The 19,282-nt window shown below is 53.0% G+C and carries 15 protein-coding genes; 8 read left to right on the plus strand and 7 right to left on the minus strand.

All coding sequences use genetic code 11. The features are described from left to right. Positions 1–20 precede the first annotated feature (20 nt). From ACMAY6_RS08380 to ACMAY6_RS08390, 3 genes are read left to right on the plus strand one after another with little or no spacing between them, the layout of a single operon-like run. A complete protein-coding gene (locus ACMAY6_RS08380; protein WP_435210940.1) occupies positions 21–1,280 on the plus strand; it encodes a patatin-like phospholipase family protein in 1,260 nt (419 codons plus the stop codon). A gap of 36 nt (positions 1,281–1,316) precedes the next feature. Next, positions 1,317–2,717, plus strand: a complete 1,401-nt coding sequence (locus ACMAY6_RS08385) for an amidohydrolase (RefSeq protein WP_435210941.1) — start codon at positions 1,317–1,319, stop codon at positions 2,715–2,717. Beyond that, positions 2,714–3,949 carry an amidohydrolase family protein gene (locus ACMAY6_RS08390; RefSeq protein WP_435210942.1) on the plus strand — a complete coding sequence of 412 codons (1,236 nt, stop codon included), beginning with the start codon at positions 2,714–2,716 and terminating at the stop codon, positions 3,947–3,949. The genes ACMAY6_RS08385 and ACMAY6_RS08390 overlap by 4 nt, the downstream gene beginning before the upstream one ends. A 153-nt stretch (positions 3,950–4,102) precedes the next feature. Here the strand turns inward: ACMAY6_RS08390 and hldE are convergent, their stop codons facing one another. From hldE to ACMAY6_RS08420, 6 genes are all read right to left on the minus strand, one after another. Then, complete coding sequence (gene hldE, locus ACMAY6_RS08395) at positions 4,103–5,530, minus strand: bifunctional D-glycero-beta-D-manno-heptose-7-phosphate kinase/D-glycero-beta-D-manno-heptose 1-phosphate adenylyltransferase HldE (RefSeq protein ID WP_435210944.1); 1,428 nt, start codon at positions 5,528–5,530, stop codon at positions 4,103–4,105. Positions 5,531–5,640: 110 nt separating this feature from the next. Then, positions 5,641–6,204: a D-glycero-alpha-D-manno-heptose-1,7-bisphosphate 7-phosphatase gene (locus tag ACMAY6_RS08400; protein WP_435210946.1), complete on the minus strand. Its 564-nt coding sequence runs from the start codon at positions 6,202–6,204 to the stop codon at positions 5,641–5,643. Between the two features lie 4 nt (positions 6,205–6,208). Beyond that, complete coding sequence (gmhA, locus tag ACMAY6_RS08405) at positions 6,209–6,778, minus strand: D-sedoheptulose 7-phosphate isomerase (RefSeq protein WP_435210948.1); 570 nt, start codon at positions 6,776–6,778, stop codon at positions 6,209–6,211. Between the two features lie 293 nt (positions 6,779–7,071). Beyond that, complete coding sequence (locus tag ACMAY6_RS08410) at positions 7,072–8,415, minus strand: amidohydrolase family protein (RefSeq protein WP_435210949.1); 1,344 nt, start codon at positions 8,413–8,415, stop codon at positions 7,072–7,074. Between the two features lie 3 nt (positions 8,416–8,418). Further along, positions 8,419–8,760: a hypothetical protein gene (locus ACMAY6_RS08415; protein ID WP_435210951.1), complete on the minus strand. Its 342-nt coding sequence runs from the start codon at positions 8,758–8,760 to the stop codon at positions 8,419–8,421. A 149-nt stretch (positions 8,761–8,909) separates the two neighbouring features. After that, positions 8,910–10,643, minus strand: a complete 1,734-nt coding sequence (locus tag ACMAY6_RS08420; protein WP_435210953.1) for a pyridoxal phosphate-dependent decarboxylase family protein — start codon at positions 10,641–10,643, stop codon at positions 8,910–8,912. A 337-nt stretch (positions 10,644–10,980) separates the two neighbouring features. On the opposite strand from ACMAY6_RS08420, the gene ACMAY6_RS08425 reads away from it, so the two are divergent. The 5 genes from ACMAY6_RS08425 (at position 10,981) to ACMAY6_RS08445 (ending at position 16,594) form a co-directional block, all read left to right on the plus strand. After that, positions 10,981–11,241, plus strand: coding sequence for a hypothetical protein (locus ACMAY6_RS08425; RefSeq protein ID WP_435210954.1), 261 nt, complete (start codon positions 10,981–10,983; stop codon positions 11,239–11,241). 361 nt (positions 11,242–11,602) lie between these two features. Continuing rightward, positions 11,603–12,241, plus strand: coding sequence for an NAD-dependent epimerase/dehydratase family protein (locus ACMAY6_RS08430; RefSeq protein WP_435210956.1), 639 nt, complete (start codon positions 11,603–11,605; stop codon positions 12,239–12,241). A 261-nt stretch (positions 12,242–12,502) separates the two neighbouring features. Beyond that, positions 12,503–14,389 (plus strand): Na+/H+ antiporter NhaC family protein, encoded by a 1,887-nt coding sequence (locus ACMAY6_RS08435; RefSeq protein WP_435210957.1) that lies wholly within the window; start codon positions 12,503–12,505, stop codon positions 14,387–14,389. A gap of 333 nt (positions 14,390–14,722) precedes the next feature. After that, positions 14,723–15,745, plus strand: a complete 1,023-nt coding sequence (locus ACMAY6_RS08440) for a fatty acid desaturase (protein ID WP_435210959.1) — start codon at positions 14,723–14,725, stop codon at positions 15,743–15,745. Between the two features lie 3 nt (positions 15,746–15,748). Further along, positions 15,749–16,594, plus strand: coding sequence for a sugar phosphate isomerase/epimerase family protein (locus ACMAY6_RS08445; RefSeq protein ID WP_435210961.1), 846 nt, complete (start codon positions 15,749–15,751; stop codon positions 16,592–16,594). 144 nt (positions 16,595–16,738) lie between these two features. Here ACMAY6_RS08445 and ACMAY6_RS08450 read toward each other — a convergent pair whose 3' ends face one another. Continuing rightward, positions 16,739–19,195 carry a GcvT family protein gene (locus ACMAY6_RS08450; protein WP_435210962.1) on the minus strand — a complete coding sequence of 819 codons (2,457 nt, stop codon included), beginning with the start codon at positions 19,193–19,195 and terminating at the stop codon, positions 16,739–16,741. Positions 19,196–19,282 lie beyond the last annotated feature (87 nt).

The raw sequence follows: 19,282 nt of genomic DNA on the forward strand, positions 1-19,282 counted from the left end.
GCAATTCGGCGAGTAGATTCATGTCTGTTAAAACAGGTCTCATTTTGGCGGGCGGTGGTGCCCGTGCCGCTTATCAGGTCGGTGTGTTGCGCGGCGTCGCTGAGTTGCTGCCGCCAAGCATTCAGCAACCCTTTCCAATTATCACGGGCACATCAGCCGGTGCGATAAATGCCCTCGGGCTTGCTGGGCGCTCTGGGTCATTTCGCAGTAGAACGCGAGCGCTAGCGGCTGTTTGGGCGTCCTTAGACAGCGATGCGGTATATCGAACCGACGCTCGGGGTGTAATAGGCAACGCCTTTCGTATGCTTTGGGCTCTCCTGAGAGGTAACCACGATGGGCAACGGCCTCTAGCGCTACTCGACAACAGCCCTTTACGAAAGCTGCTGAATGATATTATTGAGTTTGAGCGCGTCGACGCGGCCATAGCCAAGGGAGAACTGGAGGGGCTGGGGATTACCGCCATGAACTACACCAATGGCCACTCCACCACTTTTTTTCAAGCTCAAGACCATGTCCAGCCTTGGACCCGCGCTCATCGTCGAAGTGCCCCCTGCAAGTTAAATGTTGATCACCTCATGGCGTCCTCGGCACTACCCACCCTGTTTCCCTCTGTCCGACTCGACCAGCACTTCTTCGGTGATGGTGCACTTCGACAATCGCGACCTTTAAGCCCCGCTATAAGACTAGGGGCCGAACGGCTCTTTATCATCGGCGTTAGTGAAAGCGGTGACGATTTTGAGAGCGACCCCCATCCTGAAATTGCTCCAACCATTCCACAAGTTCTGGGACAGATGCTAAATGCCGTCTTTTTAGATTCAATACAAACAGACCTCGAGTCTCTGCAAAGAATTAACGCGCTAGTTGCGCCTTTGAATCCAAAACAGCTCCAGGCAGCCGAGTTGAGTAATATGCGGGTGATTGACACGCTGGTGATCTCACCCACTCGCTCCCTCAGTGAATTGGCGCGGGAATACATCAACGAGCTGCCACGGTCGATGCGCTGGTTCCTACAAAAAACCGGATCAATAAAAACCACAGGTTCAGGAGGGGCTCTGTCCTATATTTTATTTGAGCCCGGATACTGCCAGCGGCTCATGCAATTGGGTTATGACGATACGATGGCTCAGGCCGGGGCTGTTCGGGCTTTTTTCAACGTCGCCGCCCCTGGGACAGAGCAGAACAAAAATGTCCCACCACAACATCGAGGCGTTACCACTGGGCACAGTAGCCTGACCAAACGGTGGCTGCATCTGATTGGCAGAAGGCGCACAAACGTTTAGAGTCACGTCTCCAAAAAAGCCTTTCTGGGACAACCAATGCGCTCAATTCTTGCGGTTCTTTTGTCAGTCTTTACAGCGACGGTCTCTGCTACGCCCTTCCCCTCGACCTATCAGCCTTTACCCTCGTCCCCGACGCTAATTACCAACGCGACCATTTTGACCGGGGATGGTCGGCGACTTGACGAGGCCGATATGTATATCTCGGATGGAAAAGTTGTTTGGGTGGGTGAAGGCACGGTACCAAGCGACGGCGTTAATACGATTGATGCAACTGGCAAATGGTTAACCCCGGGCATTATTGATGTGCATTCACATTTGGGCGTTTACCCTAGCCCGGGGGTTTCTGCCCATTCAGACGGCAATGAGGCTACCGCCCCCGTCACTGCTGAGGTATGGGCAGAGCACAGCGTGTGGCCACAAGACCCGGGGTTTTCTAGAGCTATCGCGGGCGGCATTACCACGCTGCAAATATTACCGGGGTCTGCAAATCTATTTGGCGGCCGCAGCGTGACGCTAAAAAATATTCCCAAAAATACCTACCAAGCGATGAAGTTTCCCGGTGCCCCTTATGGCTTAAAAATGGCCTGCGGTGAAAATCCCAAACGTGTGTATGGCGGTAGAAAGCAAGCCCCATCTACGCGTATGGGTAATGTCGCGGCCTACCGTGCCTCATGGATTCGCGCCCAGCGTTATATTCGAGACTGGGAGCAATATGAGCAAAAGATGGCCAAACAATCAGCCAATGTTGAGGACAGCAGCGACAGCAACAGCGCCCTCGCCGCAGCACTCATCAAGCCCCCAAAGCGCGACCTAGAACTTGAAACTCTTGCGGGCGTATTGAAAGGTGAAATTCTTGTTCATATGCATTGTTACCGAGCCGACGAAATGATGACTATCCTCGATATGGCTGACGAATTTGGCTACCAGTTGGGCACTTTTCACCATGGTGTCGAGGCTTACAAAATTGCGGATGAGCTCGCCAAAAACGACGTTTGCGGCGCACTGTGGGCAGATTGGTGGGGCTTTAAAATGGAAGCCTACGACGGTATTCAGGAGAATATCGCCATGGTTGATAGACCCGAGAATAGCTGCGCTATCGTTCACTCAGATTCTGATGAAGGCATACAGCGACTTAATCAGGAGGCCGCTAAAGCCATGAGCAAAGGACAGGCTGCGGGCTTGGACATTCCGCCCGAGAGGGCCATACGCTGGATAACCTCGAATGCGGCGAAATCTTTAGGCATCGCAGAACAAACGGGCACCCTAACCCCGGGGAAGATGGCCGATGTCGTAATCTGGAATCAAAACCCCTTTAGTGTGTATGCAAAAGCCCAACAGGTGTTTATTGACGGCGCCATGGTTTTCGATCGAGACAACTCTGCCCTGCAGCCCGTGTCCGACTTTGAACTAGGCCAACTTTTGGAGGCAGCACAATGAAGCTTGGGTTTATTACAGTACTACTGACTTTTACGTGCTCGATCGCCCTCGCACAGGACTTGCTCATTATGGGCGCGAACCTACACACACAAAGTGATGCGGGGGTCATCGAAAACACCGACATTTTGATCAAAGATGGTCGCATCGCAAAAATTGCACCCAGAATTCCCACCAACAAAATGATCAAAGTCATCAATGCCAACGGTCGTCCCGTCACGCCCGCTCTGTTCGCTGGTGTTACCGTATCCGGACTCAGTGAAGTAGAGGCTGTTAGTGAAGCGGTGGACAGCAGCTACCGCGAACTTTACACCGAGTTAATGCACCCTGAGTTTGACGTTCGTATGGCCTATAACCCGCACTCAAGCGTCATACCGATCACTCGGGTTGAAGGTTTCGGCTTTGCTTTATTGGCGGCTCGAGGCGGCGACAAGACCCTCAGCGGCCATGGCGGACTTGTTCGATTTGATGGCGGTTACGACAGTTTTGAGGGCAAGCCCGTCGTTTACGTTCAAACCTCTGGCAGGTCAGCAGCCTCTGTGGGGGGCTCCAGAGTCGCGCATTGGATGTTGCTCAACCAGACTTTTGCTGAAGCCATGACAGACGAGGATCTGACGCTCATCACTCCCCAAGGCGCGGCCCTGCTGAAGAGCGCCAGCGACGATGGGCTTTTTCTGTTTCATGCCGACCGCGCTGCCGACATTATGCGAGTGCTCGCATTTGCTGCCGAGCATAAGCTATCCCCTGTCATACATGGCGGGAGCGAAGCGTGGATGGTCGCGAAATCTCTCGCAGACGCAGGTGTCCCGGTTATTTTGAACCCCCTCGAAAATCTACCAGCAAGTTTTGAGTCTCTGGGCGCTCGACTGGATAACGCCGCCATTTTGCACAAGGCTGGGGTGCCGATTATCTTCAGTAGTGGTGAGACTCATAACGCGCGTAAGGTACGTCAATTAGCGGGTAACGCTGCGGCTAACGGACTCCCCCACAGTGCGGCTCTCGCCGCGATCAGCTCTACACCTGCAGAGGTTTTCGGGGCAGAGCCGCGAAGTGCATCGGAAGGGGCTCGAGCAGATCTGGTCATATGGAGCGGAGACCCTCTCGAAGTCACTACGCAAGCACAGCAAGTCATCCTTGGCGGTATACCCGACACAATGGTGAGCCGGCAGACCTTACTGCGAGACCGCTACCTTGATACTGACAGCGCGATGCCTCGAGCCTACTTCAACCCTTGAGGATGTCATGTCTTGGGGGCAACAAATGGTAAAGAGCACAACGCCTTGAAATTGGGGCGTGCTGGGCCCCGCACCCTGCGACCAGATCCTCAAGTGTCATAGCTGCTAGCGGCGTGTTCTTAAGGACGCGGCCCCAAGGGCTGCGAATCGTTCCTACCGCTGCAACGCCTCGATAAGCGCCGTGGTAGAAAAGCCCTCCACGAAACTCAAGACCTCTACGCGTCCGCCATTGGCCAACACGGCATCGGCACCGGCAATCTCTTCAGGGCGATAGTCACCGCCCTTAACCAAAACGTCTGGGGCAATTGCAGCAATTAAGTCGGCGGGGGTGTCACTCGAAAAGGAAACTACCCAGTCGACACACCTTAGTGCTGCCAGCATCTCCATCCGTGCATCGAGAGGGTTTATTGGGCGAGCGGGCCCTTTTAGAGCCGCAACTGAAGCATCGTCATTAACCGCCACAATCAGTCGATGCCCCAGAGCCCGGGCACGGCTTAAATAATCGACATGACCTTTGTGAAGTATGTCGAAGCAGCCATTGGTCATAATGATTTTTTCGCCTGAGGCTTTGGCGGCGGCGACCTTGGACAGCAAATCCTCCTCCGTAAACACCCGGTCCTTGGATATAAAGGGCGATGGCACATTTGCCGATAAGACCGCGGTCAGCTCGTCACGGGTAACCGTCGCAGTACCCAGCTTGGCAACCACCAAACCCGCTGCCACGTTAGCCAGCCGCGTACTATTTTCCAGGCTTTCTCCCGCCGACAGCGCCGCCGCGAGAACAGCGATCACCGTATCGCCTGCCCCCGTGACGTCAAAAACCTCTCTAGCCTTGGCGGGCAAATGCAGCGGCGGATGCTCCCGCTGTAACAAGGTCATGCCGCGCTCACTACGAGTGATTAACAGCGCCTCTAACATTAAATCGTCGAGAAGCTCTGTACCGCGATCAATGATTTCCGTTTCAGTGTCACAGCGCCCGACAACGGCCTCAAACTCGGCCAAATTCGGTGTCAATAGCGTTGCACCGCGGTAACGGGTGAGATCCTTGCCCTTCGGATCAATGAGGATCCGCTTGTTCTGTGATTTCGCTTGCTCAATTAAGTCCTGAACCTGCGTCAAAGTCCCCTTGGCGTAATCACTAAAAATCACGGTGTCGACCGCATCAAGCTGCGCCTTTACAAACCCACTAAAAATGTCATCGGCATAAGGCGCCATCGTAGATTCAAAATCCATGCGCAACAGCTGTTGATTACGACTCATGACACGCAACTTAACGATGGTTTCTGGGGCTGATGGGCAGACCGCCCACGTTACTCCTGCAGCCTCAATCACTTTACGGAGCAGGCCTGCTGCCTCATCGTCACCGCATAGGCCGCTCAGCGTCGCTTGACCACCCAATGCGGCGATATTAACGGCAACATTGCCCGCCCCACCCGCTCGACAGGCATTATCGTTTACCCGTACCACAGGCACTGGCGCTTCCGGGCTTACGCGATCGGTGCCACCGCTCCAAAAACGGTCGAGCATTACATCGCCCACTACCAAGATTGAGCTCGTATCGAACAGAGGACAAAGTGACATAGCGAGACTAACCCTGGCCAACCAACAAACCGCGATTGTAACCCGGGCGGGGCGCCGATTTCGCGTATCGCCGCCCATTCTTCATCAATCGCTTTATAGCCAGCACCGTTTTATTGCTCAGCGAGCGCTGTTAAATATTTCACCACCTCGGGCAGATCAGTGACCGAAGTTACCCCGTCACCCTCTATCTCGCCTTCAGAAGCGACTTGAAACAAATGGCCGATACCCGCACGCCGCCCAGCTTCGATATCTGAGGATTTATCACCTACAAGAGCGCAGGCTTCGACCTCTAGCTGCCAATCGTCCACACCGCGTAACACCATACCCGGCTGGGGTTTACGACAGTCACAGTGTTTTTTGAAGCCCCCTTGGGCCTCCGTCGGATGATGGGGACAATGATAAATCGCGGTGAGCTGGATATCGTGACCTGCCAAGAAATCGATTAATTGCGTACTCAAAGCGGCAAAGTCACCCTCGGTATAAAAGCCACGACCAATACCAGACTGGTTAGTCACTATAATTAGCCGATAGCCCAGCGCCTGCATATCGGCTAACGCCGTGACAACGCCCGGAAGCAATTCGAATTCGGACCATTGTGAGACATAGCCTCGGTCACTATTGATCACACCGTCACGGTCGAGAAAAACCGCTTTTTGGTTTGTCGCCGAAGTCATCGTGCTAAGCCAACTCGAGGCCTTGCTCAATGCCGTCGCACAATAAGTGACCCACAACAATGTGGCACTCTTGGATATGTGCGGTGACCTCTGAGGGCACCACCAAGGCAAGATCCGCTAGTGACTTCAAAACACCCCCAGATTTACCCGTCAACGCCAGCGTATGCATGCCGAGAGTTGTCGCGGTTTGAGTTGCCTCATTCACACTCGCTGAGTTACCGGACGTGGAAATACTAAGCAGCACATCACCGGCACGACCCAAGCCCTCTACTTGACGCGAGAACACCGCGTCATAGCCGTAGTCGTTAGCGATCGCTGTCAGGGCAGATGAATCTGTAGTCAACGCTACGGCTGGCAGTGCACGGCGATCGTCCACAAAACGTCCTATGAGCTCTGCAGCGATGTGCTGGGCGTCGGCGGCGGACCCCCCGTTCCCACAGATCAGGATTTTACTGCCCTCGCGCAAACGCTGGGTACAGAGCTGAATCATGGCCGTCATCGTGTCCAGCTCAGCTGATAATGCCGCAATGACAGCCGTGTGCTCGGTAAGGTAGTTTTTTATTCTCTGGCTCAATATCACCTCAACTTCAGTTTTTCAGTGCTGTAAGGGCAAGGGTAACATCGATAGAAATTGCTGATGCTTTAGCACTGATCCTCATCATACCAGTGAGACCTTGTGGATGCAGAGGCACAGGGGCCACTCTTTCAAGACGGCAGCGCCCTTGTCTGACCGCTGCCAGAGCCAAGAGACTGCTGACTATCGCCGGCGCAACGGCGCTAGGAGAACCGCCCCCGTGGCATGGGGCGATGAACATCGCTGATGCCCGTACAGTGGTGCCTCAGCAAAACGATCTAAATCACGCCGGCTCAGTTACTGGTACTTGAGACGACGATAATCCCCGATTTCATCACGAAATCTGGCGTTTCGAGACTGCTAACATCAGAGAAGGGATCTTGACGTACCGCTACTAAGTCAGCAAAAAAATTCGGCGCTATCTGTCCTAGCTCATCTTCCACCCGTAGCAGCATTGCCGCATTGATTGTTGCTGCACGTAACGCTTCCATCACAGGCATGCCTACTTCGACCATGAAGCCAAATTCACGCCCATTCTTACCGTGAGGCGACACACCTGCATCAGTCCCAAAAGCAATCGGTACGCCTTGGCGCCAGGCTTCTGCAAATGTACTCTGAATCTGAGGGCCCACTGCAGCAGCCTTAGGCCGGACAACTGCAGGTAGCTTGCCCTCTTGCTCTGATAGCTCGGCCACCCATTTACCCGCAGATATGGTGGGCACGTACCACGTTTTATGGGCTTTCATCAGATCAATAGCTTCGGCATCCATATACGTCCCGTGTTCTACCGAATGCACCCCCGCCCTAATCGCACGCTTCATGCCTTCAGCGCCATGAGCGTGAACCGCAACAACAAAGTCGTAATCACTAGCCGCCGCAATAACGGCTTCCAACTCTTCGCTGGTGAACTGCGGGTTGTCGCCACTTTTAGCGAGTGACAATACCCCTCCGGTAACCGTTAACTTAACGACATCACTGCCGTCTTTATAACGCTGTCGCACCGCTTTATAGGCATCAGAAGGGCCGTTGATAACGCCCTCCTTTGGCCCAGGGTCCCCTCGCAAGTCTTCACGCAAGCCATTGGTGGGGTCGGCGTGACCACCAGTGGTTGCAATAGACTTTCCCGCGGCAAATATCCGTGGCCCCACTACAATGCCCGCATTGATGGCGTCTCTCAGAGCGAAAAGTGCGTCTTTATCATTGGCCCCCAGGTCACGTACTGTCGTGAATCCAGCCTCGAGGGTTCGACGGGCATAGACTGTCGAGCGCAAAGCAATATCCGCTGAGTTCATGTAGAAGCCCTCTGAATAGCTGCCAGGCGGATTTAATTCCTGCCCCAAATGCACATGCATATCCATGAAACCCGGCATCACTGTGGCATCTCTAAGGTCGATAACCTCAACATTTTCGTCAGTCGAGTAGCCTGGTGTCACAGCGACAATTCGATCGCCCTCAATTTGAATGGTTTGCTCCGTAAGGACACGGCCGTTCGCAACATCGACTAGCCGCCCGGCATGAATCATTGTGCTGGCATGTGCCCCGGCACTACACAACACGACAACCAGCAACCACAGGTGACGGAGACCAATGGGGTTTATCCCACGTTGCAGTACGCTACGGACGCTCTTGGTGTCCATCTGCTACTGCCCCACCGCTGCGGGCGGCGCTTTATTTATGGGTTGGGTCAATGCTTCTGGAGCTTGTTCGAACCCAATGATGGCCGAATAGCCCGAGCTCTCTTCACGATGCACGACACCTGCAGTGGCATTAATTTTCGTGCCACGCACACAGCTAATAGGCCCTTCCATACCTTCAACGGTCAGCATCAGCTCACCCTTGGTAACATAAACAACGGCATCAAAATCGTGCCAGTGAAAATCATTAGACTCTGCAGGTATGTCGAGTGTCACCGCATGCCAGTTTTTCGCTTCGATTTGCGCGAAGGCTTCTGCCTCATCAGAAAAAGATTCAACGTTGTTCATCGCTATCTCCAAGTTGTCTACGTCATGCTACGCAATCACGTATCGCAGCAACAACAATACCAAGGGTAATTCTCGTCTTTGAAATATTACAACACCCTGCAGCGACGCGAAAACCCAACGCTCAAACCCTTCTCATAGGAATGGGGTTTTTATGCCAAAGCGCTCCGCAAAGAGTCTTCGAGTTGAGCCTGAATATTTTGAACGATCGACTCATCCTCTAAGTAGGGATTCATCACCACCATTCGCACCACCGTGAGGTAATCGGTATCGAGTGATCCACCCCAGCGGGCAACGGTACCAGCGACTAACTGCCCGTAGTTTTCGACGGTCAAGCCGGTGCGGGTTGCCGATAATTCTGTACTTGCACGAAAGTGCGCAATCACAGCTTCCGTTTTCCGATTGGCCTCGCTAACAGCGTCCCCTGCTGCGGCAATCGCAAAACACATAACGTTTGTGTCGCTCGAGTCCAGCATGCGAATGTCAGAGGAAACTTTGGAAATCGCTTCGTAAAGCATGCGAGTGATCGATAAACTTTTATTCAAAAACCGACCATGTCCCTGATTATTCAGCGGCATGATCTTTGCGCTCAGCCATACCGCACTGGGCCCTGTGGCTGCTCTTGAGCCTTCTAAGGTCGTAGACCAACTGGGAAACTTTGCGTCAGCAATCTCTTCAAGGTAGGGCGCGTGAATATTGGAAACAAGGTACGCATTGGGGTCGGGGACTAAAAAGGCGCCACAGGCATAGGGCACAAATCCCAGCTTATGGGGATCTAAGGTCAAAGAACTAGCCCTAGGAAAAGCCTGCAAGGCCGCCTCACTCTCGGCCGATAGTGAACTCCCCTCTCCTTTTAAAAGGCTGCAAAAATATCCGCCATAAGCGGCGTCAATGTGATGCCAAATATGAAGGCCACGATGTTCACAAAGATCCTCAAGCAGATCAGCCACTTTATTCACCGGATCAATCATGCCGAGCTCAGTTGTTCCTGCAACCGAAACTACCATCATGACTGGACGCCCTGCTTTTTCTGCTCGATCAATCTGCGCCTTCAGCGCCAGGGGAGAGAGCCTGCCTTTTTCATCAAGATCACAAGACCAAACAGCCTCACGACCTAAACCAAAAATGTTGGCCGCCTTGGGCCAGGAATAATGCTTGTTGCCCGGCACCAACAACACCGGCTCTGGCCATTCTTCTTCAAAGTGTTCCCGCGCGAATCGAGACATTGCAAGAGCGCCCATAACGACACTGCTGAAAGGCAAGAGGTCAGGCTCAGAGAGGCCATGACATTTCATCTGCTCGTGGTAAACAGACCAACCACAATGCGCCCAATCAAACAGCGGAGCATCGCTGTGCCCATTAACTTTTAGCCAAACACCTAAAGCTAACCAGTGATCTAGCCGGTAGCGCGCGCGCCATACGGCCTCAAAGTTCGCTAGGGTTCCCCCGGAAGTAAAATGCCCTCTCGCCGGTTTTGGATCGAGCCCCACCATGTTTGCCAGCAGGTTTATGGCTTCAGTCTCAAGGGCAGAACCGACGACCGCGGCTTCTCTTGACGCAAGATTCGCGTTTTCAAACAGCATCGCCATATGGCCCAAAAGAGCCGGGATTGATACGTCTGACACCATGTGCCCTAAGTATCGCGGGCTAAACGTCGGAATTTCCTCCCGTAATAAATCCAACAACTCCTCTAAGGCGGATAAAACCGTCGCCTGATCGCCATGATGAGTAGTGGTAGATAACGGGTGCCATTCGGAATCAGCGGCAAACCGTTGCGATCTGCGTTGCATTGTCACCGACAATAAGTGATCCCAGAGCGATGAAAAAACCTGGCCTTGCTCACCTTTGGGCCCTATAAAGAGTGTCGATTTACTGCCGGTCGTCATGGCAATCCATGCCTTATTTCTTGATGGGAGAGCCCAAACCATACCACTTATGAATGCTCGGTAGGATGCGCAATAAAAGTGCATTTACCGTTGTCTAATATGTTGACTCCAGCGAGAGAATCATCGCAAGACTGGTCGACTTCAACCTCAGTGTCTTACAGCGCAGCCTGCGAAACCCTAGCTCATGATTAGCAGTTAGATGCCAGCGCTCAGACAGTAAAAACGTTGTCTGCGTCAGGCTATCAAAACGCGACTCTTTCTAAATTGAAGGCTTTCAACCTGAACTTTTTAGGCGTACGTTTGAGCACCTAATAAACTCTAACGAAAGGATTTATTCATGAAGTCAACCACTGTAGCTCGCGCCACCGCATTCGCATTCGCTGTGCTTTTGCAGGCTTCCACAGCTTCTGCCGCTGATGCAGCCGGCGAACTGATGGCCGCTTTAAAAACCTGCAAAGCTGATGCCAGCGTAATAAAAGCCGCTGAGGCTATGATCAAAAAAAATAAAGGCATGCCCTCGGATGACGCCGTGGACGACTTTATTGACGACTTAGATAGCGACAAGCTGATCGATTGCATTGATGACAATCTCGACTGAGTAAAAACACTCGAATTGGCTGCGCTATTGGGCGCAGCTTAACCGAGCATGATATCGCTAGACCCCAAGCGCGCGTGACCGAATCAGCAAACGCGCAAGGGGGCTTTGCGCCACACTGATGCGCTGCGCAGCCGTTTCAACCGCCTCTAACTTTAATGAAATTTAAGCAACCGGGCTTTGAATATGGATTCCTCGAGCTCGTCAACAAACAGCGACTCAAGCGCAACACACCCGCATTTATGCAGCGTAAAACGGCGTACCCGCGACGGTTATGCTCGACTGTAGAGTACAATACGGCAACTGCCCCACTAGCGTGCTCGAGAGCACTTAGCTATTGCCTTGAAAAAGGATTGTTTGTTTCATGAATGTACTTTTAGCGGGGGGTACCGGTCTTGTAGGTCGGGCCTTTATCACACAAGCCAACGAGCACAACATTAGCCTAACGACGGTGGGCCGCCGCGTGACCGGTAGCGCGCCGAATGAGTTGGTTGTTGATTTTGCTGCCCTACCCGCTTTGCCTCCAGCAGAAACCGCCGTGTGCACACTGGGCACGACCATCGCTGATGCGGGTTCCAAGACGGCTTTCAAGGCCATTGATTTCGATGCCGTGCTGGCCTTTGCCAATGCAGCAAAGCAAGCAGGGGTGGAGCATTTTCTGATCGTCACGGCAATCGGAGCCGATGCCGACGCCAGTGCTTTTTATGCACGAATCAAAGGTGCGGTGGAAATCGAGCTGGCTAACTTGGGGTTCGCACGACTGGATATTTTACAGCCCGGCCTCTTATTGGGTGAACGCGAAGTTCGACGACCCGTAGAGCATCTGTTACAGCGGTTAGCGCCGGCAATAGCGCTACTGACCCGAGGGCCCTGGGATCGATACGCCAGCATTTCAGCAGAGCAACTTGCTCGAGCGTTGCTAGCCCTCTGCCACGAAAAATCTCCCGGCGTCTTTTATCATCGAAGTCCGGAACTGCAGCATCTGGGCGATAAAAACTTTTAGACGAGTGCGCCAAAATCGTTCAACGGCGCATGTTGTTACGCCTGCCCGCGTCGTAGCAAACACAGAACTCATCCAAGCCAGCACCGTGCCATCAGAGATTTTTTGTGGATCAGACTATCGCAGTGCACAACTCCTAGAACCCTAGCAGCTGGAGAAAGCAATTTTCAAACAGTGGCGCGCCAGTTGAGTATTCAGACGCTCTACAAGGCATAATGAGACAGCGAGTCCACCATCTATTCCTCTCCTAACTGGAGTTTCAATATGCAGCGCAACACCCTGCAATCCATAATGCGCAAACTTTGTCTAGCAATAGGTCTATGGTTAACCTTCGGTGCCAATGTCAGCGGCGCTGAAATTGAAGCTCCTCAGGTATTTCTTCGAGGCATTGACTACACCATCACCGTCACAGGGGACGACGCTCAAACTGCGGTGCTCACTACTGAGGCCAATACCTATTACCCACAGCCCGATGGTGACGGCTGGGCCTTCCGGAATGTGCGGTCTGGCGATGGCGACGTTTTAGAACTTACGCTGCATAGCGACATGCAAATAACCAGCGCGGTGGTACCCGTCATTGCTGCTTGGATCTCCGTGCTGCCCCCGGTATTAGCAATAGTAATAGCGCTTCTGATTCGCAGCGTACTGCCCGCCCTCATGCTGGGACTTTGGTTGGGGGCCTGGGCGTTGCAAGGCATGTCACTTAAAGGCTTGTTCCTTGGACTCTTCACTAGTTTTGAAGTTTACGTTGCCAATGCCGTCGTCAATCGTGACCACGTTACCATTATGCTTTTTACCTTCATGATCGCTGGCATGGTGGGCATCGTGTCTCGCAATGGCGGGATGCGTGGAATTGTCGAATTAATCATTAAAGGCGCAAGCAGTGCCAAAAGAGGCCAACTAGCAGTCTGGTCGCTGGGACTGGTTATTTTCTTCGATGATTACTCCAACACCCTAGTTGTCGGCAACTCGAGTCGCTCTATCACCGATCGTCTTCGGATATCTCGGGAAAAACTCGCCTATATCGTGGACTCAACCGCAGCACCTATTGCAACGATCGCTTTGGTCACCACGTGGATTGGGTATCAGGTTAGTCTTATCGGCGACGCCATCGCAAAAATCGACGGTCTCACCATGAGCGCCTACAGCCTTTTCTTAAACTCTATCCTCTATAGCTTTTATCCGTTTATGGCTATGTTTTTGGTCGTGCTTATCATAACCACCGGGCGGGAATTTGGCCCTATGTTAAAAGCTGAGCGTCGCGCTCGATCAACTGGGGTTACTGCGCCGCCCGTCAAATCAACGGTGGGGGCAGACGACGAAGCCGCCTTGGCTATGAAACCGGGTTTACCACCGAGGGCCATTAACGCCCTACTGCCAGTGGCTGTTATGGCAGGCAGCATTCTCGCTGGTCTCTACATAACCGGTGAAGGCGATACCGTAAGCGATATCGTGGGAACCGCAGATTCCTACAGAGCCCTGATGTGGGCATCATTGTTATCGGCTTTTACCGCAGTGGTTATGAGCAGCGTGCAGCGGCTGCTGTCCCTTGAAGAAATTGTCGACGCCTGGATTTCTGGCGCCCGATTTACTTTCGTCGCAATGATCATTTTAGTCCTCGCTTGGTCCATGTCAGAAATCAGCAGCGAACTTCATACTGCCGACTTTTTAATTGCCAGCCTTGGGGATAATTTGCCCGTCACAATGCTGCCTGCCACGGTTTTTGTGCTGGCCGCCTTTACAGCGTTTTCGACAGGCAGCAGCTGGGGCGCAATGGGTATTTTACTGCCGCTTGTGATGCCCCTAGCCTGGGCTGTCATGAGCGCCAATGGACAAGCTGATCCGGAGCATTACTACCTACTCTACTCATCAGTGTCTGGCGTTCTGGCAGGAGCCGTTTGGGGGGACCACTGCTCACCCATTTCGGACACAACCGTAATGTCCTCGCTGTCAGCGGGGTGCGATCATATCGAGCACGTGCGCACTCAACTACCCTATGCGCTGCTAGCGGGCGGAGCGGCTTTGCTCGTGGGCACCGTACCTACCAGCTTTGGGGTGCCCTGGTGGGTCGGAATGCTCGCTGCGGCGGGAGTAACTGCGATTAGCCTGCGTGTTTTGGGGGAAAAGGTAGAAAACTATCACGCTGATTAGTGGCGGTTTTCTGGAGCGTTAAATCTACCCAGAGACCAACGCTTAAGCCGCACTAAAATTTTAGGTCTCAAGGCGCTCAGGCATCACGCGCACACGAATACCGAAGTACGAACAGAGGCAAAAGACCGGGGCTGAGGGCGATACTACAACCTGGTGGGAGGACCATGGGCATAAGGCACTAGGTTTGATCCAGGTCACCGGTCGATGGACCGTCCCACGAACCCTGCGTAAAGGCTCCTCTAGGGCACGCAAAATTATAATGTTGTTTATAATTAAGGGCTCTTATACTCCGACCTTAAAGCTGTAATGGCACAAGTAGGCACCGTTATTACTATGAACACTTGGACCTTCAAATCTGCAAAGGGCGCGCGCTGGCATACCGGCGCCCTACTCTATGCGTTAACGGCTTATGTCGCCGGCTGGTGGTTATTATTTGAGGGCGGCGGGATCGGGTTTTTACCCGGGGTATTGCTGCTGGGCCACGGCATGATTATCGCCGCTTACTTCATTCATGAGTGCGCGCACAATACGGTTTTCACCACCAATAAACACAATGGACAGCTGGCCAATATCTTAGGTTGGATTTGTGGGTCCTGTTACGGCACCTTCAAAGATATTCGAACAAAGCACCTAAGACACCACGTCGAAAACGACGATGTGATGTGGTTCGATTACGAAGATTTTTTTCGACGACACCCTCGGGTTTATAAGCTCACCACCTTTTTAGAGTGGCTCTATATTCCTGCTCATGACATTCTTATGCACAGCATTATGGTGTTTACCGCGTTTATCATTCCAGAGCGGCGCAACCAACTTTCGCGCAATGTCACGGTCATTTTTATCCGTGGCGCGCTGTTAGCCGCGGTGGCCACTCTCAACCCCTTTGCGCTCTTAGGCTACATGATTGCCTATATGATCATGATTATTGTGTTGCGGTTTGTAGACGGACTCGAACACGACTACCCCTACAACACCAACCTGTTCGGCGGCCCCATTTCAGAGCACAAGGGTGACCTCGTTTGGGAGCAGGCGCACACCTTTAGCCCCATCTTGTCCTGGCGCTACGAATCTGTGAACTGGCTGATATTGAACTTTGGCTATCACAACGCTCACCACGCTAAACCCACCGCACCTTGGTATGAGCTGCCCACACTCCATCGCGAGTTGTTTGGCGAGGATCCACAAACCGTTATCCGGCTCTGGCCACAGCTTGTGATGTACCACCGATACCGCACCTACCGAATTTTTCACGATGCGCCGGGCATTCGTTCGGTAAGCGGGCCCGCTTTCCTCAAAGCAGCCCAATCAGCGCAGCTAACGGGTGGCAATGCGGCCTCCTTTTTAACGGCGTTTTAAACCGTGCCTCAGCAGCTTGAAATTTACCAATCACTCTGGGCAATGGAGCAACGGATTCCAGGTCAAGCGGAGCTCCCAACTAACACCCACCTGAAGACAATTGCAGATGCCGGTTATCACGGCGCCTGTGTCGACCCTAACGTCGCCGAAATTCCCGAAAGTTTGGCGCTAGCGCCCTATTTTGAAGACCTTGGGCTCAAATGCATGGTTAACGCCTTCCCCCACAGTGAAGACAGCCTAGAACCCCTTCTCGACATGGCCGCTACCCTCAAGGCCACACAGGTCAATATAATAGCTCAGGTCATGCCGCGCTCTCCCGAAGCTGCCGTGCCCATTGTCGAGGGGTGGCTGGACTTAGCAAAGCAATACCCGTTTCCAGTGCTCATGGAGACTCACCGGAACAGCACATTGAATGATTTGTTCTATACCCTGGACGTTCTCGAAAAAGTCCCTCAGTTGCGTTTGTGCGCTGACCTATCGCATTTCGTTGTTGACCGCGAGTTATCACTGCCTTTAAGCGCCGTTGATGCGCAATATTTTGATGACATTATCCAGCGTTCAGACTCTTTTCAGGGCAGAATCTCCAGTAACCAGCAAGTTCAAATTGCGATCGAATTCGAGCAGCATGCCCCTTGGGTCGCGCAATATTTAAAGTGGTGGGAAGACGGTTTCCGCGCTTGGTCTGAACGCAGTGACTCCAATGACACGATGCGATTTCTTGTTGAGCTGGGCCCACCACCCTATGCCATTACCAACGAGCACCAGCGCGAGCTGTCTGACCGATGGTCTGAGGGTTTGCTGATAAGGCAGTGGGTTCAATCCTTATGGCAAAAAGCCATCTCGAAGTAGCGCTCGAGTCATCTCTCAAGCCCTGGGCACCTGTGACCGACTCGAGACCGGGCGCCTCTGCCTAGCACTGCTGGCGCAAGGGAGCATCGGCAGTGCCGTAGGGGGTTACAAGCAGCTTGATCCGCTGTTATCCCACAGCCATCGCTAGCATTTAATACGCGTCATACCGGGATCGAACAGAGGACGCAAAGAGGCATCTGCTGCATACAACGTTCCCGCAATATCGATCTCCCAGCGGTCCTCAAGAACGTGCTGGGGTGTTATAGGCGAGGCGGATTCAATAAACCCCAGACCGACAGCGGCCCCAAGACTAAACCCATAAGCCCCGGCCCGCATATAACCCGCCACCTCACCATTGCGATAGATCGTTTCTGCATGATGCAGTAAGGGCTCTGGATTTCTCAGTTTAAATTGCAGCAGCCGCCGGGTCGGCGTGCCCGCCAACTTCAGCGCTGCGAGGGCATCTCGCCCAATAAATCCGTCGGCTTTATCAAGCTTTACAGCAAAGCCCAAACCGGCCTCCAAGGGAGTGTCCATGTTATCGATATCATGACCGTAATCACGATAGCCTTTTTCCAACCTTAGGCTATTGAGCGCCTGCAAGCCCGCATGCCGCAGGCCGTGATGACGCCCCTCATCTACAATTCGGTCATAAACCTGCACCGCATGCTCAGTCGGTATGTAAAGCTCCCACCCCAGCTCACCGACATAAGTGACGCGTATGGCCCAAACAAGGGCGTACCCGATATCAATCTGATGTGCGTGTAAATACGGAAAAGCTTGGTCACTGACATCGGTTGTCGTCATTGCCGAAAGAAGGGCTCGTGCCTTTGGACCGTGAATGTTTATTTGTGCATACGACGAGGTCACATCCGTGACAAACACGTGCTGTTCGTCAGAAATGTTTCGCTGTAACCACATACCAACGTGGCCGTGAGCTGTATCTGAGCAAATCACCATAAAGCGATCAGCTGTCAGGCGGGTTACCGTGAGATCAGCCTCAATCCCCCCTGACCTATTAGTCCATTGGGTATACACAATACGCCCCGGAGGCACGGCAATGTCATTGCAGCACAACCGGTTTAAAGCGCGCTCTGCATCGCGACCCTGAACGAGAAATTTGCCCATAAAGGACATATCCATTAGAGCCACAGTTTCACGGCAAGCGCGATGCTCAGCTTCATGATAAGAAAACCAATTCTGGCGACCCCAGCTATAGCGCTCAACCTCTGCGGCTTGATCATTGGGGGCATACCAATCCGCGATCTCCCAGGAAGAGCTCTCAATGAAATGCGCTCCAGCCTGCTGCAATCGCTCGTGCAATACGGAACGCTTAACGCCTCTCGCGGTTGTCATGCCCAAATTGGGATAATGGGGTTCGTACATCTTACCCAGCACTTCAACGAGTCGGTCACCGAGATACTGTTGATTTGCCTGGCAAGGATGAAAGCGGTTGACGTTGATTCCCGTGACGTCGACATCGGGTTGTCCATTCACTATCCAGTGGGCCAAAATGCGGCCAACGCCACCACCCGAGAGTATCCCCAGAGAATTCATCCCGCAGGCGACAAAATAATTGGCCAACTCTGGAGCCTCACCAACTAGAGGTGCAAGGTCTGGGGTGAAACTTTCAGGACCGCAAAAAAACTTGCGAATACCCAAATCTTTAGCATCGGGTACACGCTGATAAGCGCGCTCCAAAAACGGAATCATGCGCTCCCAATCGGGCTCTATCTCCCCAAAAGAAAATTCATCAGGAATACGCTCTAAATTCCATGGCGCTGCCTGCGGTTCAAACAAACCAATCATCATGCCGCCCACCTCCTCACGAAAGTAAGCGTAGCGATCGGGGTCCTCCAGCACCGGAGTCTTTGGCGTCATGGCCGGCATATTCTCAGTGATGAGGTAATAATGCTCTGCCGCCTGCACAGGCAGACTCACCCCTGCCAATTTACCAAACTGCCGTGCCCACATGCCGGCACAGTTCACGACATACTGGGTTTCTACGGTACCGTGATCAGTGACAACAGCGGTAACCTTGCCTTCAGTCTGCAGCACGTCGGTCACACAAACGCCTTCGATAAGGCTTCCGCCCCTCTGCCGAAAACCCTTGGCCAAGGACATGGTCACATCCACTGGGTTCGCACGACCGTCTTCTGCCGTGTAAAACGCGCCGATAACGTCATCCCAGCGCGCATTTGGCCAATGGCCCTGCGCCTCCTCTAGGCTGATCTCATTACAGTCAATGCCGAAATTACGCATAAACGCAGCACTACGGCGCATCTCTTCCAGCCGCTCGGTGTCACAGGCAACCTGCAGGTAACCTATCGATTTAAAGCCCGTAGAGAGCCCGGTCTCTTGCTCTAATGTTGCGTAGAGGTTACGGCTATAAGTAAAAATATCGGCGCTGGTTTCGTCGTTTAGAAGTCCTGACACGATAAGACCCGCCGCATGCCACGTTGTACCGCTAGTCAGCTGTGCCTTTTCGAGGAGCAGTACATCAGACCAGCCCAGCTTAGTAAGGTGGTAAGCAACGCTACAACCGATAACGCCGCCACCGACCACCACGACTTTTGCCTTTGAGGGTAAATTTTGTGACATGGCTATTTTCCGTAGCAGCAGAAATCATGGCGCCCTTTGAGCGGCTTACATCGATGACATATTCGAAGCAATATAGGCAACGTTAGG

Source organism: Luminiphilus sp. nBUS_16 (assembly GCF_051201645.1).
In the GTDB taxonomy this organism is placed as follows: domain Bacteria; phylum Pseudomonadota; class Gammaproteobacteria; order Pseudomonadales; family Halieaceae; genus Luminiphilus.

Bases quoted from the DNA above. Each gene is read 5' to 3' on its own strand.
- ACMAY6_RS08380 (WP_435210940.1), top strand. From the start codon at position 21: ATGTCTGTTAAAACAGGTCTCATTTTGGCGGGCGGTGGTGCCCGTGCC.
- ACMAY6_RS08385 (WP_435210941.1), top strand. From the start codon at position 1,317: ATGCGCTCAATTCTTGCGGTTCTTTTGTCAGTCTTTACAGCGACGGTC.
- ACMAY6_RS08390 (WP_435210942.1), top strand. From the start codon at position 2,714: ATGAAGCTTGGGTTTATTACAGTACTACTGACTTTTACGTGCTCGATC.
- hldE (WP_435210944.1), bottom strand. From the start codon at position 5,530: ATGTCACTTTGTCCTCTGTTCGATACGAGCTCAATCTTGGTAGTGGGC.
- ACMAY6_RS08400 (WP_435210946.1), bottom strand. From the start codon at position 6,204: ATGACTTCGGCGACAAACCAAAAAGCGGTTTTTCTCGACCGTGACGGT.
- ACMAY6_RS08410 (WP_435210949.1), bottom strand. From the start codon at position 8,415: ATGGACACCAAGAGCGTCCGTAGCGTACTGCAACGTGGGATAAACCCC.
- ACMAY6_RS08415 (WP_435210951.1), bottom strand. From the start codon at position 8,760: ATGAACAACGTTGAATCTTTTTCTGATGAGGCAGAAGCCTTCGCGCAA.
- ACMAY6_RS08420 (WP_435210953.1), bottom strand. From the start codon at position 10,643: ATGACGACCGGCAGTAAATCGACACTCTTTATAGGGCCCAAAGGTGAG.
- ACMAY6_RS08425 (WP_435210954.1), top strand. From the start codon at position 10,981: ATGAAGTCAACCACTGTAGCTCGCGCCACCGCATTCGCATTCGCTGTG.
- ACMAY6_RS08430 (WP_435210956.1), top strand. From the start codon at position 11,603: ATGAATGTACTTTTAGCGGGGGGTACCGGTCTTGTAGGTCGGGCCTTT.
- ACMAY6_RS08435 (WP_435210957.1), top strand. From the start codon at position 12,503: ATGCAGCGCAACACCCTGCAATCCATAATGCGCAAACTTTGTCTAGCA.
- ACMAY6_RS08440 (WP_435210959.1), top strand. From the start codon at position 14,723: ATGAACACTTGGACCTTCAAATCTGCAAAGGGCGCGCGCTGGCATACC.
- ACMAY6_RS08450 (WP_435210962.1), bottom strand. From the start codon at position 19,195: ATGTCACAAAATTTACCCTCAAAGGCAAAAGTCGTGGTGGTCGGTGGC.